We start from the raw sequence: 17,167 nt of genomic DNA, 5'->3' as shown, positions 1-17,167 counted from the left end.
TACTCTCTATCTGAGAGATTAAATAGCTTTATGACGTGTGAAAATGGTCGATTCCTTATCGCTACGACGAGTAAAGCAAACTAATAATTCTGAAAGAATTCATTTAAACTTGTATTTTGCATTTTCCTTGTTACATGTGTGAATATGACTGACTAAGTCATCTAACGGATTTGTTTTTTCAGAGACTCTGCATTTCAAGGCAAATTTAGTATTCTACGCTGTAATTCTAAATCTATTGTGTATGAGTGGTTTGCGTTAAATATCATAGAGTAAATATGAGTATAAAAATGAAGTATAATCTAGGCTATCTATTTGATCTTCTTGTTGTTATTACTAATAAAGATCTTAAGGTACGTTATAAAAGTAGCGTCTTCGGTTATTTATGGTCCATTGCCAATCCCTTGCTTTTTGCCATGATATATTATTTTATTTTCAAACTTATCATGCGAGTGCAGATACCTAATTATACCATTTTCCTGATAACCGGTCTTTTCCCTTGGCAGTGGTTTGCAAGTTCAGCAACCAATTCATTATTTTCATTTATTGCCAATGCACAAATTATTAAAAAAACCGTATTTCCGCGTTCAGTCATTCCATTAAGTAATGTCATGATGGAGGGCTTGCATTTCTTGTGCACAATCCCGGTTATTATTGCATTTCTTTATGTTTATGGAATGAGTCCTTCTATTTCATGGCTTTGGGGGATACCGTTGATTGCTATTGGACAAGTCATTTTTACGTTCGGTGTATCAATCATATTTTCTACATTGAACCTCTTTTTTAGGGATTTAGAAAGATTTGTCACCCTAGGCATTATGCTGATGTTTTACTGTACACCCATTCTCTACGCATCGGACATGATCCCTGAAACATATAGTTGGGTAATCACCTATAATCCTCTCGCCAGTATGATTCTTAGCTGGCGTCAGTTGTTTATGGATGGTGTATTAAACTATGAACATATATCCGTTTTGTACATGACAGGTATTATCCTGACGGTTGTGGGATTGAGTATTTTTAATAAATTAAAATATCGATTTGCAGAGATCTTGTGATGGAACCAGTAATTAATTTCAACAACGTTACAAAAGAATATCCACTTTACCATCATATTGGCTCAGGAATTAAAGATTTAGTATTTCACCCTAAAAGGGCGTTCCAGTTATTGAAGGGGCGTAAATACCTTGCTATCCAGGATGTTTCTTTTACCGTTGGTAAAGGAGAAGCCGTCGCTCTTATTGGACGTAATGGCGCGGGCAAGAGCACCTCTCTGGGGTTAGTGGCTGGCGTAATTAAACCGACTAAAGGTTCCGTGACAACCCATGGGCGGGTCGCTTCAATGCTGGAGTTAGGTGGTGGCTTTCATCCTGAACTGACAGGTCGAGAGAATATTTTTCTGAATGCCACCCTTCTTGGTTTACGCCGTAAAGAAGTTCAGCAGCGGATGGAGCGTATTATCGAGTTTTCCGAGTTAGGCGAGTTTATTGATGAGCCTATTCGTGTTTATTCAAGTGGTATGCTAGCTAAATTAGGGTTTTCGGTTATAAGTCAGGTCGAACCTGACATATTGATCATTGATGAAGTACTTGCCGTTGGTGATATAGCCTTTCAGGCTAAGTGTATCAAAACCATTAAAGAATTCAAAAGTCGTGGAGTAACGATCTTATTTGTTAGTCACAATATGAGTGATGTGGAAAAAATTTGTGATCGGGTCGTTTGGATAGAAAATCATCGTCTCCGGGAAATTGGTTCGGCAGAAAGAATCATTGAACTTTACAAACAAGCAATGGCCTAAGTCTGGTAATAAAATGAATAGTATTAAAATTTACACCTGTCATCATAAACCCAGTGCATTTCTGAATGCCTCGATTATAAAACCACTGCATGTAGGTAAAGCCAACTCTTACAACGATATTGGTTGTGTCGGTGATGATACCGGAGAGAGTATTTCGTTTAAAAACCCGTTCTATTGTGAGTTGACTGCACATTACTGGGTCTGGAAAAATGAATCTCTACCGGATTATGTCGGGTTCATGCATTATCGCCGGCATTTAAATTTTTCAGAACAACAGGATTTTCCAGAAGATAACTGGGGAGTGGTAAATTCGCCGATTATTGATTCAGAGTATGAAAATCAATTTGGGTTGAACGATACCTCGATCCAACAATGCATTGAAGCTTATGATTTACTGCTACCCAAAAAATGGTCGGTTCTCTCCGCTGGCAGTAAAAACAACCTTGACCATTATGAGAAGGGTGATTTTTTACACTTAAAAGATTATCAGGCAGCGCTAGAGGTGGTTGCTGATCTATATCCTGATTATCAGTCAGCTGTTCAGCAATTTAATAATGCAACGGATGGCTACTATACGAACATGTTTGTGATGCGCAAAGAGATGTTCGTTGATTACTCAGAGTGGCTTTTCGCCATTTTGTCTAATCTGGAAGGTCGTATCTCCATGAATAATTACAATGCTCAGGAGAAACGCGTTATCGGACATATTGCAGAGCGGCTTTTTAATATTTACATTATCAAGCAGCAGCAAAACAAAGATCTGAAGATTAAAGAATTACAGCGTACGTTTGTTACTAACGAAACGTTTAATGGCAAACTGAAGCCTGTTTTTGCTACTGCGACCCCCATTGTTATTAGCTTTGATGATAATTATGCTTTAAGCGGCGGTGCTTTAATCAACTCCATCGTTCGCCACTCAAATAAAAATTCCAACTACGACATAGTGGTGTTAGAAAATAAAGTCAGCAATCTTAATAAACAGAGGCTAGTCAACCTGGTTGCAGGTTACCAAAATATTTCACTACGATTTTTTGATGTCAATGCGTTTACAGAAATGAACGGTGTGCATACTCGTGCACATTTCAGCGCATCGACTTATGCCCGCTTGTTTATCCCACAGCTTTTCCGCGACTATGAAAAAGTGGTGTTTATTGATTCAGATACCGTTGTGAAGGCCGACCTGGCGGCTTTGTTGCAAGTCGATCTTGGTAGTAATCTGGTCGCAGCGGTCAAAGATATTGTCATGGAAGGTTTTGTTAAGTTTGGTGCTATGTCGGAATCGGCAGATGGCGTAATGCCTGCCGGGGAATATCTGCAAAAAACGCTGAAAATGACTAATCCTGATGAGTATTTCCAGGCCGGTATTATTGTTTTCAATGTCGCACAAATGGTACAGGAAAATACTTTTGCGGAGCTGATTAAGACACTTAAAGAGAAGAAATACTGGTTTCTTGATCAGGATATCATGAATAAAGTTTTCTACGGCAGGGTCGAGTTTCTACCCCTGGAGTGGAATGTTTATCATGGTAATGGTAACACAGAGGACTTCTTCCCGAATTTGCAGTTTGCAACCTATATGCGTTTTTTGAAGGCCAGAATGAATCCAAATATGATTCATTATGCTGGTGAAAATAAGCCATGGAATACAGATAAAGTGGATTTTTATGATGATTTCTTTGAAAACGTCATCAATACTCCATGGGAGAAAGAAGTCTATTTTCGTCAATTACCTGTGATGCATTCACCCAGCATTTCATCTATTCCTGCGCAACAACAAATTTTGTTCCAGACAAAAATAAAAAGAGTACTGATGCCTTATCTGAATAAATATGCTCCCATCGGCTCACCGAGGCGAAATACGATTACTAAATATTATTATAAAGTTAGACGCTCGATTCTTGGTTAAGACTGTTTGGAGATAAGCAATGAAAACTAAAAATATATTAATCGTGGGTGCTGGATTCTCCGGTGCTGTCATCGCGCGCCAGCTCGCAGAGCATGGGCATCGTATTAGAATAATTGATCAACGTGATCATATTGGCGGCAACTCCTACGATGCTCGCGATCCGCAGACCGACGTGATGGTTCACGTTTATGGCCCACATATTTTCCATACCGACAATGAAACCGTATGGGACTATGTAACTCAGCACGCCGAGATGATGCCTTATATAAATCGGGTGAAAGCAACCGTTAACAATCAGGTCTTCTCACTACCGATTAACCTGCATACGATTAACCAGTTTTTTGCTAAAACATGTTCTCCGGATGAGGCTCGAGCATTAATTGCTGAAAAAGGGGATAGCTCGATTCTGGAACCACGAACCTTTGAAGAGCAGGCTTTGCGGTTTATCGGTAAAGAACTCTATGAAGCTTTCTTTAAAGGCTACACTATCAAGCAGTGGGGGATGCAGCCCTCGGAGCTTCCTGCATCGATTCTCAAGCGTTTGCCGGTGCGATTTAACTATGATGATAATTACTTTAACCATAAATTTCAGGGGATGCCGAAACTAGGTTATACAAAAATGATTGAGTCAATTGCCAATCATGAAAATATTACCATTGAGCTTCAGCAATCCTTTGATGCGCAAGAGCGTGAAAGTTACGATCACGTATTCTATAGTGGGCCTCTGGATGCATTTTATTCATACCAATATGGCCGCCTTGGCTATCGTACCCTTGATTTTGAGAAATTTAGTTATCAGGGGGATTATCAAGGCTGTGCAGTGATGAATTACTGCTCCATTGATGTACCGTACACCCGTATTACAGAGCACAAATATTTCTCTCCTTGGGAAAACCACGAAGGTTCTATATGTTATAAAGAATACAGTCGTGCATGTGGAGAAAACGATATTCCTTATTACCCTATTCGTCAGATGGGTGAGATGGCATTGCTGGAAAAGTATTTATCTCTTGCGGAGAGTGAGCAAAATATTACTTTCGTTGGACGCCTGGGAACTTATCGCTACCTCGATATGGATGTTACCATTGCCGAAGCATTGAAAACGGCTGATAAGTATTTATCAACGCTGAGTAATAATGAGGAAATGCCGGTATTTACGGTCTCTGTACGATGAATTGTACTGCGCTAATAGTCACCTACAACCGTTTGGAAAAATTGAAAAAAACAGTGTTTGAGACTGTAAGGCTTAATTTTTCAACGGTTGTTATTGTTAATAATGGGTCTACGGATGGTACCCAAACTTGGCTCGACCGGGTTACCGACCCGCGGATTACCGTACTTAATTTGCCATTCAATACCGGTGGTGCTGGTGGCTTTAAGGAGGGAAGTCAATTTATATGCAGCCATATCGATACTGACTGGATATTCTTTTACGATGACGATGCTTATCCTGAAAGCGATATTCTGGAAAAATTTTCTCAATTAGAAAAAGATGATTCACGGGTTTTTGCTGGGTTAGTAAAGGATCTTCAGGGGAAACCCTGCGCAATGAATATGCCATTTTCTAAGGTGCCATCGACATTGTCAGATACTTTACGTTATATTAAAAATCCAGCCAGGTTTATTCCGTCTGTTTATAGACCAGAGATTGTCCAAACTGTTTCGTTTGTCGGTATGATTATAGCGAAAGATTTGCTCTCTAATCATATTGATAGTATTCATGAAGAGCTATTTTTATATTTTGACGATCTCTACTTTGGTTATCGATTGACGCTGAGTGGGGAAAAAATTCGCTATTCTCCTGAGCTTATTTTTTCGCATGATGTGAGTATTCAAGGGAAAAGCATTACACCGGAATGGAAAGTTTATTATCTTTGCCGAAATCTTATTTTAGCTAAGAAAATATTCCCGAGAGTTGAGGTTTTCAGCAGTCTCTCGATTCTTTTACGCTTGGTTAAATATATTTCTATATTGCCATGGCAGCACAGTAAATGGTTGTATTTACGTTTTCTGTCTCGTGGAATTATCCATGGCATAAAGGGAATCAGCGGTAAGTATCATTAATTGGATATGTCAATGAAAAAATTGTGTTATTTCATAAACTCGGATTGGTACTTTGATTTGCACTGGATAGATCGTGCAATCGCCGCCCGGGATGCTGGTTATGAGATTCACATCATTAGCCATTTCGTTGATGACAGAGTGGAAAATAAATTTAAGACATTCGGTTTTAAATGCCATAGCGTTCCTCTTGAAGCTCAGTCATTTAATGTCGCAACTTTTTTCCGCGCTTTCTTTAGTGCTCGGAAAATTATTAAAGAAATTAATCCTGATCTTCTTCACTGCATCACAATAAAGCCATGTCTTATCGGTGGTCTTTTATCGAAAAGGGCTAATCGTCCTGTCATTGTGAGTTTTGTGGGGTTAGGACGTGTTTTTTCGTGTGAATCCAGACTGCTGAAGTTATTGCGTAATTTAACTATTTCTGCATATAAATATATCGCCAGTAATAAGCGTAGTATTTTTATGTTTGAACATGATAAAGACCGCAAAAAGCTAATCGGTTTTGTTGGCATTGACTCCCAACAGACGATTGTTATCGATGGTGCGGGCATCAACCCTGATATTTATAAATACTCGATTGAGCAAGAACGTGATATCCCGGTTGTACTTTTCGCCAGCCGCATGCTATGGAGTAAAGGATTAGGTGACCTGATTGAGGCCAAAAAAATTCTCGAAAAGAGAAACATCTATTTTACTTTGAATGTAGCAGGCATTCTTGTTGAAAATGACAAGGATGCTATTTCTCTGGATGTTATTCAGCGCTGGCATAATGAGGGACTGATTAACTGGCTCGGCCACTGTTCTAATGTGTGTGATCTGATTGAAGAGTCAAATATAGTGGCTTTACCATCGGTCTACTCTGAAGGGGTCCCGCGTATACTGCTTGAGGCTTCTTCGGTTGGACGGGCATGCATTGCCTACGATGTTGGAGGTTGCGATAGTCTTATTATTGATAATGATAATGGCATCATTGTGAAAAGTAATTCTCCGGAGGAATTAGCTGATAAACTCGACTTTTTATTAGGCAATCCGAAAGCACGAGTTGAAATGGGAATTAAAGGACGCAAGCGCATTCAGGATAAATTCTCTAGCGGGATGATTATTAGCAAAACTTTGAAAACATATCATGATGTTGTTGAAGGATAATAATTAAAATCTAACCTTGTTCATTTACTTATCTCTACCTACAAAATTTAATACCTGCTGGTTGTATCCGACTTTAATAAATCACACCTTAAACGCGCTCTATTAATAATAACCATATGCGTTTCTCCCATTATGAAAGGTGCTTGAATGTCTGAAAAATCTATGAAAGCAATTGTCTCTGTTGTCATCCCTGTGCATAATGCAGCTGAATACATTGTAGAAACGTTAGATACAATCTTATCGCAATCGCTGAAAGAGATAGAAATTATCATTGTTAATGATAATTCATCAGATGATACCTTAGATATTATCAAATATATTGCTGATACTGATCCTCGAGTTCAAATTATTAATAATTTGAGCAACATTGGTGGCGGTGCATCCAGGAATCGTGGACTAAAATTAGCCACAGGCGAATACATTATTTTCCTTGATGATGATGATTTTGCTAATCAAGATATGTTAAAGCAAATGTCCGATCGGGCAATTGCAACTCAAGCTGATGTTGTTGTCTGTCGGTGCCAGTCATATGATCTACAAACACTTTCATATGTACCCATGCCATCATCTGTACGAGAAGACTTACTGCCTGAAAGAGAGGTTTTCTCCTCTCAGGAAATAACTCACGACTTTTTTAGAGCATTCATTTGGTGGCCGTGGGATAAATTGTTCAGACGACAAGCAATTCTTGACCTCGGACTTCAGTTTCAGCCTCTCAGAACGACCAATGATCTGTTTTTTGTGAGCTCTTTTATGCTCATGGCAAAGCGAGTCTCTTTGCTGGATGAAATTCTTATATCTCATACCGTCAATCGCTCAGAGTCACTTTCAGCAACCCGAGCTCATTCCTGGCACTGTGCCCTGGATGCATTGACTGCACTGCATAATTTTATGCAATCCCATGGGTTTGTACCCTTGAGAACTCAGGATTTTAATAACTATGTTGTTGTTTTTCTTGAGTGGAATTTGAATACGATTTCAGATCCAATCTTTAATTCTTTATTCAATGATGTTAAATCATTCGTAGTATCGCTAAACGTTAATGACAGCGATTTTTTCGATGATTTTATTAAAGCTGCGTATTACCGAATAGTTAATCAATCAGCTGAAGAGTATATCTTTTCTTTAAAGGATCGGGTCTTACGGGAACTGGAACATGCGCATATGAATGCGACGCAACTGCAACTGGAGAACAACTCTCTCAAGCAGTTAACGTCAACTATGCAGAATGAAGTTGACGGACTCAATAAGCAGATGATTGAGTTTAGTGAACATATAAAAGAACAAGAAACACGTATCCAGCAGTTCGAAGATTTGAACATGAGTTTAGAGGGTAAATATCAAAATCAGCAGCAGGAACTATTAAAGATTAGAAACGAACTGCATCGTGTAACTCAGCACCATGCGAGTATCGTTTCGTCTTTATCCTGGAAAATGACAAAACCATTTAGAGTTATCAACGAATTTATTGTGAAGAAAAAATGATCTAACTTTTTGCAGGTTTTTTTCTTTAACATTATTTATCGGCCTGTCTGCTGTCGTGCAGACAGGCCTTTTTTATGTTCATTTATAAAAATCAATTAAAGAGTATAAAAATATATTATTTTTACGACGGAATTAACATATTGACAATTTTTCCGTATCTTTTAAAAATGTTACAAGTTATAAATGTTTCGTATATGTATTCTTTATGACCTCATAATTAAGACTGGGGGCAGTCTAATTGTTGAGTATTATAAAGGAGATGTTTTATAGATGTCTTGCGGAGGGTGCCAGGTTTTACTGAATAGTATTAAATTTTAAATATTATTATTCCATGTGCGGATAATTTTGCTAGTGCTTATAATATACTCATGGGTCAAAGGAATATCAATTGAACGTCAACAGGTTTAATGCCATTGATGGAATTCGTGGCATATTGGCTGTTATGGTCATGCTTAGCCATATGATAGGCAGTTTTGTGGGATGGACACCAGTAAGACCCTTTAGCGGTGCTTATCTGTGCGTGATTTACTTTTTTATCATGAGTGGATTTGTTCTCTCTTACGCACACTCTTCAGGCAGTTTTTTTAAATATCTGCTAACTCGCCTGGCCCGACTATGGCCGTTACATTTTATCTCTGCGGTACTAATGGTATTGGTTTATTATTATAATGCCAGAAGTGGTGGTTATGTACCCAGCGAAGAGGTTTTCTCTCTGGTCAATTTCCTAAAAAACATTCTATTTCTTCACGGTATATATTGGTATAAATTTCAGTTGATTAATGAACCTTCATGGAGTATTAGCCTTGAATTTTGGTGTTCACTACTAATACCCTTAATTTTCATTAAGTTAGGTGTTCTGGTTCGATTTGTTATTGCCGTAGTGATATTCGTTTTTATGTGGGGTTATTATTCATCTGGCGTCCCAGCATCAATGCTTACAGCGGCACTTTCAATGCTAGTGGGATCGTTATGCTTTTCCCTAGCGCAGACGGCTGCTTTTAGCCGTATCATGAAAGAGAAATTTTCAGCACTGTTTATTACTGTCTCTGCTGTTGCCTGTATTATTGGCGTGTATGCCCTGAATCATAGTCGACTGGATTATTTTCTTTTTCTCGTGTTTATTCCAGTCTTGTTTATCGACTATCTGGAAGATGAACAACTCATTAAGAAAGTGTTTACCTCCAGCGTGTTTTTATTTTTAGGCTATATCAGTTTCCCGCTCTATCTCTTACATGAGCTGATCATTGTCTCGGGATTTATATTTGATCCACAAAACGGTTGGACATCAGTTTCTATTGCCGCAGCAGCGGCTATCTTTATTGCCTATATCTACGCCCGGTTTATTGACTATCCACTGTACCGACTACTAAAGCGCTTTATTGCAAAAGTGGGTTGAAATACACACAGTACCAATCGAGCCATATTATAGGGAGGCGGCTAACTGCCTCCCTGTTGTCATTTACTTATGTCGACTACGTAGATTTTCCACCACATCCGTCAAGTTCAACTCCTGATCCTGCAGCAGCACCAGCAGGTGATACATCAAATCCGACGCTTCATTCTTCAGCTCGAACTTGTCATGCACCGTTGCGGCCAGCGCGGTTTCCACACCTTCTTCTCCCACTTTCTGCGCAATACGCTTGGTACCGCTGGCATAGAGCTTCGCGGTATAGGAGCTTTCAGGATCAGCATGTTTGCGTTCCGCCAACAGCTGCTCCAGCTGATACAAGAACAGCCACTGGTGGCCGATATCGCCGAAGCAGCTTGAGGTGCCTTTATGGCAGGTCGGGCCAATCGGATTCACCAGTACCAGCAGGGTGTCGTTATCGCAATCCGGGGTGATGCTGACCACGTTAAGGAAATTGCCTGACGTTTCCCCCTTGGTCCACAAACGCTGTTTGGTCCGTGAATAGAAAGTGACCTTGCCGGTTTCTTCGGTTTTCGCCAGCGCTTCCTGGTTCATATAACCCAGCATCAGCACTTCGCCGGAAACGGCGTGCTGCACGATGACCGGCATCAGACCGTCGGTTTTTTGCCAATCCAGTTGTTCAGTTAACATACCCTAATCTCCATGCCCTGTGCTGCCAGGTACGTTTTCAGTTCACCAATATTGATGATTTGCTTATGGAACACCGAGGCGGCCAGCGCACCGTCGACGTTGGCGTCGCGGAAGGCTTCCAGGAAGTGCTCCATGGTGCCCGCGCCGCCGGAAGCTATCAGCGGAACATGGCACACGGCGCGTACCTTGCTTAACTGTTCCAGGTCGTAGCCGTTACGCACGCCGTCCTGGTTCATCATGTTGAGGACAATCTCGCCGGCCCCGCGCTTCTGCACTTCCTGCACCCAGTCCAGCGTTTCCCACTGTGTCACCCGCGTGCGGCTCTCATCGCCGGTATACTGATTGACGTGATACTTACCGCTATCGGCGTCAAACCAGGTATCAATGCCCACTACAATACACTGCACGCCGAAACGGTCGGCGAGGCGGGTAATCAACGTCGGATCCGCGAGGGCAGGTGAGTTGATAGAGATTTTATCCGCGCCGAAGGAGAGGATTTGTGCCGCCTCTTCCAGCGACTTAATGCCGCCCGCCACGCAGAACGGGATGTCGATCACTTCCGCGACCCGCGACACCCAGCTTTTGTCCACCACGCGGCCATCGCTGGAGGCGGTGATATCGTAGAACACCAGCTCATCTGCGCCCTCGTCGGCATAGCGTTTCGCCAGCGGGACGATATCGCCGATGATTTCGTGATTACGGAACTGCACGCCTTTCACTACCTGGCCATCGCGAACGTCGAGGCAGGGGATTATCCGTTTTGCCAGCATTGAATGGCCTCCGTTACGTTGAATTTACCTTCCAGCAGCGCGCGGCCGACAATCACCCCGCGCACTCCGGTACCGCGCAGCGCGGCGATATCATTGAGATCGCCAATGCCGCCGGAGGACTGAAACGCCACCTGTGGGTAGCGAGCGCAAACTTCTTCATACAGCGAGACGTTTGACCCGGCCAGGGTGCCGTCGCGGGAAATATCGGTACACAGGACGTGCTGCAGGCCGACGGATTGATAGCTTTCCACCAGCTCTTCCAGCGTGACGCCGGAATTTTCCTGCCAGCCGCTAACCGCCACCTGCTTATTACCTTCGGCGTCGATGCGCACGTCCAGCGCCAGCACCAGGTGCTGTGGGCCAAAACGTTTAAACCAGCCTTTGACCACTTCCGGCGATTTCACCGCCGTCGAGCCTACCACCACGCGCGCCACGCCCGCTTCAAGCAGGGCGGCCACGTCTTCTTCCGTGCGCACGCCGCCGCCAACTTGCACCGGTACGTTGACTCCGGCAACTAACGTTTTCAGTAAGGAGATCTGGCGCTTCGCCGGATCTTTTGCACCGGTCAGGTCGACCAGGTGCAACACTTCGGCCCCTTGCGCCGCATAGGATTGCAGGCGCGGCAGCGGATCGTTACCGTAGTCGCGCTGCTGGCCGTAATCGCCCTGATGGAGACGGACAACCGTGCCGTCAATTAAATCTAACGCAGGAATGATCATCACATCTCCAGGAAGTTTTTCAGCAGCTGCGCCCCGGCGCTGCCGGAGCGTTCTGGGTGGAACTGCACACCAAAAAAGTTATCTTTCTGCACTGCCGCGGTGAAGGCCTCGCCGTAGCTGCACTGGGCGATGGTATTGGCGTTAACCGGCATCGCATAACTGTGGACGAAATAGAAATATGCCCCGTCCTCAATACCGCGAAACAGACGGTCGCCTGCTTTGGCATACACCTGGTTCCAGCCCATATGCGGCAGCGGCAGGCCATGGTCGGTCATTTTCGGCACATCCTGCTCGATGATGCCCAACAAATCGACGCCGTTATTCTCTTCGCTGCGTGTACCCAGCAGCTGCATGCCGAGGCAGATCCCCAGCACCGGCTGAGTGCAGGCTTTGATAAGTTCGATTAAATCGCGCTCGCGCAGCTGGTCCATCGCCGCCTGAGCAGTACCGACGCCGGGAAGGAACAGTTTATCGGCGCGCAGCACCACATCCGGGTCGCGGCTGACCAGCGGCTCATAGCCGTGGCGACTTACCGCCGATTTCACCGAATTGAGGTTGGCGCAGCCGGTATCGAGGATCACCACGTTCATCACAATACCCCTTTCGAAGACGGCAGCGTGTCGCCCTGGACGCGAATCGCCTGGCGCAGCGTGCGGCCAAAGGCTTTAAACAGGCTCTCCACGCGGTGATGGTCGTTTTTACCCTTGGTTTTCAGGTGCAGGGTGACCGCCATGGTGTAGGAGAGCGAGCGGAAGAAGTGTTCAACCATCTCGGTGCTCAAATCACCAACGCGCTGATAGGTAAAGTCGGCGCGGTATTCAAGATGCGGGCGACCGGAGATATCCAGCGCGCAGCGGGCCAGGCATTCGTCCATCGGCAGCACAAAACCGAAACGACCGATGCCGCGTTTGTCACCCAGCGCCAGCTTCAGCGCTTCGCCCAGCGCGAGGCCAGTATCTTCCACGGTATGGTGATCGTCGATATAGAGGTCGCCGCCAACGTTGATTTCCAGGCGGAATCCGCCGTGGGTGGCGATTTGATCGAGCATATGATCGAAGAAGCCGACGCCGGTGTGAATTTTGCTGCCGCCTTCGCGGTCCAGCCACACTTTCACATCAACCTGCGTCTCCTTGGTGTTGCGCTCGACGTGGGCATAGCGGTCGCGGCGGGTCAGCTGTTCGCAAATGGTTGACCAATCCAGCTTTTCGCGGTCATAGCGCAGGCCGATAATGCCCATATTATCCGCCAGCTGGATATCGGTCTCGCGGTCGCCGATCACGTAGCTGTGGGCGGTATCCATCACGCCTTCTGCTAGCCACGGCAGCACCAGCTTAGTTTTCGGCTTGCGGCAGTCGCAGTTATCGGCCGGCAGGTGCGGACAAATCAGCACTTCGCCAAAGTTGACGCCCTGCGAGGTGAAAATCTGCATCATCAGGTTGTGCGGACCGTCGAACTCGTCCTGCGGCAGGCTGGCGGTCCCCAGACCGTCCTGGTTGGTGATCATCACCAGCTTGTAGCCTTCCTGCTGCAGCTTCAGCAGGGCCGGGATTACCTGCGGCTCAAAGGCCAGCTTATCAAAGCGATCTACCTGGAAATCAACCGGTGGCTCGGAAATCAGCGTACCGTCACGGTCAATAAAGAGAAACTTCTGGGTCATACATTCTCCGCAGTCAAAGCGTCAATGACGCGCTGGCTCTCTGCACGGGTACCGATAGTGATACGCAAACAGCCGCTTAATGAAGGTTGTTTATTCTGGTCACGTAAGATAATGCCCTGAGCCCACAAAGATTTAAACACCGCGCTGGAGGCGGTGATCCGCGCCAGAACGTAGTTAGTCTCGGAGTCGAACACTTCTTCAACGCAGGCGATGTTGCGCAACTGGCTGACCAGATAATCGCGCTCGTCGAGGATCTGCGCCACGCGTGCCCGCATTGCGGCAATTCCTTCGGCGCTGAGCGCCTGGGCGGCGATATCGGCGACCGGCGTGGAGAGCGGATAGGGGGCGATCACCTTCATCAGCACGTTAATCACTTCGGCGTTGGCGAGGGTAAAGCCACAGCGCAGTCCAGCCAGCGCGAATGCTTTGGACAGCGTGCGCAGGACCACCAGGTGCGGATTTTCGTTTAGCCAGGTTGCCAGCGTCGCTTGCGGGCAGAACTCAATATAGGCTTCATCCGCCACCACGATAGCTTTACCACGCGCCATCTCCAGCAGGGTGCGGAAATCTTTCGGGTTGATAATCTGCCCGGTTGGGTTGTTTGGGCTGCAAACAAACACCACTTTCACACCGTCGAGATTTGCCGCGATACCCGGCAGATCCAGCTGCCAGTCGGCGAGCGTCGGCACCGTGCGGCAGGTCACGCCGATGGTTTCCGCGCTGACGCTATACATACCGTAGGTCGGCGGGCAGTAGAGTACCGCATCCTGGCCCGGCTCGCAGAACGCGCGGATCAGCAGTTCGATACCTTCATCTGCGCCACGGCTGACCAGCACCTGTTCCGGCTTCACGCCCGCGTACTGTGCGTAGCGTTCAATCACTGCTTTCGGTTGCGGTTCCGGGTAGCGGTTCAGCGTTTGCTCGGTTAGCTGAAACTCTACCGCCGTGGGGAATTCGTTGGCGTTCAGCCAGACATCGCCTTTTCCGCCCAGACGGCGAGCAGATTGATACGGCGTCAGCGCGCGGACGTTGGCGCGGGCTAAATCTTCGATGCTCATGCTTGCTCCTTAAGGGCTGCAACGCGCAGCGTAACGGCGTTTTTGTGGGCGTCCAGGCGCTCGGCGGCGGCCAGAGTCTCAATGGCGGCGGCGAGGGCGGCAAACCCTTCGCGCGACAGCTCCTGCACGGTCATGCGTTTCTGGAAATCCGCAAGGCCAAGGCTGGAGCAGGTCGCGGTGTAGCCGTAGGTCGGCAATACGTGGTTGGTACCGGAGGCGTAATCGCCTGCGGATTCCGGCGACCAGTCACCAAGGAACACGGAACCAGCGCTGGTGATACTGTCGACCAGCTCACGGGCGTTGCGGGTCTGAATAATCAGGTGTTCCGGACCGTACTGGTTGGAAATCTCAACGCACTGGGCGATATCGCGAGCCACGATAATCCGGCTGGCAGAGAGCGCTTCACGGGCAGTTTCCGCACGCGGTAGCGCAGCCAACTGGCGCTCGACGGCTTGTGCAACGCGGGTGCCCATATCGGCGTCCGGCGTCAGCAGAATCACCTGCGAATCCGGGCCGTGCTCCGCCTGCGAAAGCAGGTCAGAGGCGACAAAATCCGGGGTGGCGCCGCTATCGGCGATCACCAGCACTTCCGACGGTCCGGCGGGCATGTCGATCGCCGCGCCGTCAAGACGCTGGCTCACCTGGCGCTTGGCTTCGGTAACGAAGGCGTTGCCTGGACCAAAGATTTTATCGACTTTGGCGACCGACTCGGTGCCGAAGGCCAGGGCGGCAATCGCCTGCGCGCCGCCGACGTTAAAGATATTGCGCACGCCGCACAGCTGGGCGGCATAGAGGATTTCATCGGCAATCGGCGGCGGCGAGCACAGAACAACTTGCTGGCAACCGGCGATGCGCGCAGGCGTCGCCAGCATCAGTACCGTTGAAAACAGCGGCGCAGAGCCACCGGGAATATATAAGCCGACGGAGGCGATAGGGCGGGTCACCTGCTGGCAGCGTACGCCCGGCATGGTTTCGACATCAACGGCCTGAATTTTTTGCGCGTTATGAAAGGTTTCGACGTTCTTAACTGCCACGGCCATCGCCTGCTTGAGCTCGTCGCTCAGGCGCGCGCCGGCGGCGGCAATCTCTTCTTCACTGACCTTCAGCGCCTTGACATCGGTCTTATCGAACTTTGCGCTGTACTCGCGCAGGGCCGCATCGCCGTTGCTTTTCACATTGCTAAGGATCTCCGACACCGTTTTGCTGATGCTTTCGGAGGCGGAAATCGCCGGGCGCATTAAGAGTTGTTGCTGTTGTTCTGCGCTACGGCCGTTCCAGTCGATGATTGTGTTGAAGCTCATGATTGTTTCCCCTGTTTGTCCCATTACCGACCTGTCGGATTACTCCATCATCTTCTCAATCGGCAGCACCAGAATGGAGCTGGCACCCAGCGCTTTCAGTTTTTCCATGGTTTCCCAGAACAGGGTTTCGCTGCTTACCATGTGCATTGCCACGCGCTGCTTGTCGCCAGCCAGCGGCAGAATAGTTGGACGTTCGGCGCCCGGCAGCAGGGCCACCACTTCTTCCAGACGCTCGGTCGGGGCGTGCATCATGATGTATTTCGACTCGCGGGCCTGAATTACGCCCTGAATACGAGTCAGCAGGCGGTCAATCAGCTGCTGTTTGCTATCTGCCATCTCGCCGTCGCGCTGGATCAGACAGGCTTTGGAGCGGAACATGACTTCCACTTCACGCAGGCCGTTCGCTTCGAGGGTCGCGCCGGTAGACACCAGGTCGCAAATGGCGTCGGCGAGGCCAGCGCGCGGGGCCACTTCAACCGAGCCGTTCAGCAGGCAGGATTTGAACGAGATGCCTTTTTGGTCAAGGTAACGCTTCAGCAGGTGCGGGTAGGAGGTGGCGATGCGTTTACCGTCAAGCGCAGCCGGGCCGTCCCATTTTTCATCTGCCGGAGTCGCCAGTGACAGGCGGCAGCCGCCGAAATCGAGACGGCGCAGGGTGAAGTAGCGCGGATCTTCGCCCTGAGCGCGGCGGCTCAGCAGCTCTTCTTCCAGCACGTTTTCGCCGATAATCCCCAAATCGACCACGCCATCCATGATAAGGCCCGGGATATCGTCATCACGCACGCGCAGAATGTCGATTGGCATATTTTCCGCCATCGCAATCAGGCGCTGGGTGTGCAAATTCACTTTGATGCCGCAGCGGCTGAGTAATTCGCGTGAATCTTCACTTAAACGCCCTGATTTCTGAATAGCTATGCGTAAACGGCTGTTGTCTAACATTCTTATTTTCCTCTGTAACCTTGTCTGAATCTGTCCGAATTCGGTCCAAAAAAAAGCCCCCGGAAGTGAATCTTCCGGGGGCTCTCTTTGCGTTCATGCACCACTGGAAGATCCAAACGTCTTCCAGCACACATCGCCTGAAAGACTAGTCAGGATGATGGTGATGATGGTGGTTTTTAAATTGAACGCTGTTCATAAAATTCTCTGTGAATGACTATGCATTTGATGCCTTTAACCTAAACCACTTTACTCGCATAAAGCAAGGGCT

General features: G+C 47.0%; 17 protein-coding genes and 1 other annotated feature. Of the genes, 8 read left to right on the top strand and 9 right to left on the bottom strand.

What is annotated here, in order from left to right:
* The first annotated feature begins 287 nt into the window (after positions 1 to 287).
* The 8 genes from HV127_RS26200 (at position 288) to HV127_RS26165 (ending at position 9,792) form a co-directional block, all read left to right on the top strand.
* Entirely contained in the window at positions 288 to 1,055 is a 768-nt protein-coding gene (locus HV127_RS26200) for an ABC transporter permease (RefSeq protein ID WP_182240848.1), read from the top strand.
* Entirely contained in the window at positions 1,055 to 1,795 is a 741-nt protein-coding gene (rfbB, locus tag HV127_RS26195; protein ID WP_182239821.1) for an O-antigen export ABC transporter ATP-binding protein RfbB, read from the top strand. Before HV127_RS26200 ends, rfbB begins: the two co-directional genes overlap by 1 nt.
* 13 nt (positions 1,796 to 1,808) lie before the next feature.
* The gene (locus HV127_RS26190) at positions 1,809 to 3,701 is read left to right on the top strand and encodes a DUF4422 domain-containing protein (protein WP_182239819.1); all 1,893 of its coding nucleotides are present in this window, start codon (positions 1,809 to 1,811) and stop codon (positions 3,699 to 3,701) included.
* A 19-nt stretch (positions 3,702 to 3,720) separates the two neighbouring features.
* A complete protein-coding gene (glf, locus tag HV127_RS26185; RefSeq protein WP_182239817.1) occupies positions 3,721 to 4,875 on the top strand; it encodes a UDP-galactopyranose mutase in 1,155 nt (384 codons plus the stop codon).
* Positions 4,872 to 5,765 (top strand): glycosyltransferase, encoded by an 894-nt coding sequence (locus HV127_RS26180; protein ID WP_182239815.1) that lies wholly within the window; start codon positions 4,872 to 4,874, stop codon positions 5,763 to 5,765. The genes glf and HV127_RS26180 overlap by 4 nt, the downstream gene beginning before the upstream one ends.
* Positions 5,766 to 6,911: a glycosyltransferase family 4 protein gene (locus HV127_RS26175; RefSeq protein ID WP_182239813.1), complete on the top strand. Its 1,146-nt coding sequence runs from the start codon at positions 5,766 to 5,768 to the stop codon at positions 6,909 to 6,911.
* 147 nt (positions 6,912 to 7,058) lie between these two features.
* Positions 7,059 to 8,396 (top strand): glycosyltransferase, encoded by a 1,338-nt coding sequence (locus tag HV127_RS26170; protein WP_182239811.1) that lies wholly within the window; start codon positions 7,059 to 7,061, stop codon positions 8,394 to 8,396.
* Positions 8,397 to 8,784: 388 nt separating this feature from the next.
* The gene (locus tag HV127_RS26165; RefSeq protein WP_228727503.1) at positions 8,785 to 9,792 is read left to right on the top strand and encodes an acyltransferase; all 1,008 of its coding nucleotides are present in this window, start codon (positions 8,785 to 8,787) and stop codon (positions 9,790 to 9,792) included.
* A 63-nt stretch (positions 9,793 to 9,855) separates the two neighbouring features.
* On the opposite strand, the gene hisIE is transcribed toward HV127_RS26165, so the two are convergent.
* The 9 genes from hisIE to hisL form a co-directional block, all read right to left on the bottom strand.
* Positions 9,856 to 10,455 carry a bifunctional phosphoribosyl-AMP cyclohydrolase/phosphoribosyl-ATP diphosphatase HisIE gene (gene hisIE, locus HV127_RS26160; RefSeq protein WP_182239809.1) on the bottom strand — a complete coding sequence of 200 codons (600 nt, stop codon included), beginning with the start codon at positions 10,453 to 10,455 and terminating at the stop codon, positions 9,856 to 9,858.
* The gene (gene hisF / locus HV127_RS26155) at positions 10,449 to 11,225 is read right to left on the bottom strand and encodes an imidazole glycerol phosphate synthase subunit HisF (RefSeq protein WP_182239807.1); all 777 of its coding nucleotides are present in this window, start codon (positions 11,223 to 11,225) and stop codon (positions 10,449 to 10,451) included. Before hisF ends, hisIE begins: the two co-directional genes overlap by 7 nt.
* On the bottom strand, positions 11,207 to 11,944 hold the full coding sequence (hisA, locus tag HV127_RS26150; RefSeq protein WP_182239804.1) for a 1-(5-phosphoribosyl)-5-[(5-phosphoribosylamino)methylideneamino]imidazole-4-carboxamide isomerase: 738 nt from the start codon (positions 11,942 to 11,944) through the stop codon (positions 11,207 to 11,209). Before hisA ends, hisF begins: the two co-directional genes overlap by 19 nt.
* On the bottom strand, positions 11,944 to 12,534 hold the full coding sequence (hisH, locus tag HV127_RS26145) for an imidazole glycerol phosphate synthase subunit HisH (RefSeq protein WP_182207284.1): 591 nt from the start codon (positions 12,532 to 12,534) through the stop codon (positions 11,944 to 11,946). The genes hisA and hisH overlap by 1 nt, the downstream gene beginning before the upstream one ends.
* Positions 12,534 to 13,601, bottom strand: a complete 1,068-nt coding sequence (hisB, locus tag HV127_RS26140) for a bifunctional histidinol-phosphatase/imidazoleglycerol-phosphate dehydratase HisB (protein ID WP_182239802.1) — start codon at positions 13,599 to 13,601, stop codon at positions 12,534 to 12,536. Before hisB ends, hisH begins: the two co-directional genes overlap by 1 nt.
* The gene (gene hisC, locus HV127_RS26135; protein WP_182239800.1) at positions 13,598 to 14,659 is read right to left on the bottom strand and encodes a histidinol-phosphate transaminase; all 1,062 of its coding nucleotides are present in this window, start codon (positions 14,657 to 14,659) and stop codon (positions 13,598 to 13,600) included. Before hisC ends, hisB begins: the two co-directional genes overlap by 4 nt.
* Positions 14,656 to 15,960 carry a histidinol dehydrogenase gene (gene hisD, locus HV127_RS26130; RefSeq protein ID WP_182239798.1) on the bottom strand — a complete coding sequence of 435 codons (1,305 nt, stop codon included), beginning with the start codon at positions 15,958 to 15,960 and terminating at the stop codon, positions 14,656 to 14,658. The genes hisC and hisD overlap by 4 nt, the downstream gene beginning before the upstream one ends.
* A gap of 39 nt (positions 15,961 to 15,999) precedes the next feature.
* Entirely contained in the window at positions 16,000 to 16,899 is a 900-nt protein-coding gene (gene hisG, locus HV127_RS26125; protein WP_110275568.1) for an ATP phosphoribosyltransferase, read from the bottom strand.
* A gap of 47 nt (positions 16,900 to 16,946) precedes the next feature.
* Positions 16,947 to 17,069, bottom strand: a sequence feature (His leader region).
* A complete protein-coding gene (gene hisL / locus HV127_RS26120) occupies positions 17,045 to 17,095 on the bottom strand; it encodes a his operon leader peptide (protein WP_009654477.1) in 51 nt (16 codons plus the stop codon). Its footprint overlaps the feature before it by 25 nt.
* Positions 17,096 to 17,167 lie beyond the last annotated feature (72 nt).

The sequence above is a fragment of the Klebsiella sp. RHBSTW-00215 genome, from assembly GCF_014103785.1.
In the GTDB taxonomy this organism is placed as follows: domain Bacteria; phylum Pseudomonadota; class Gammaproteobacteria; order Enterobacterales; family Enterobacteriaceae; genus Klebsiella.
The sequence above is the reverse complement of the archived record's forward strand: the minus strand, read 5'-3'. Positions and strand labels throughout refer to the sequence as shown.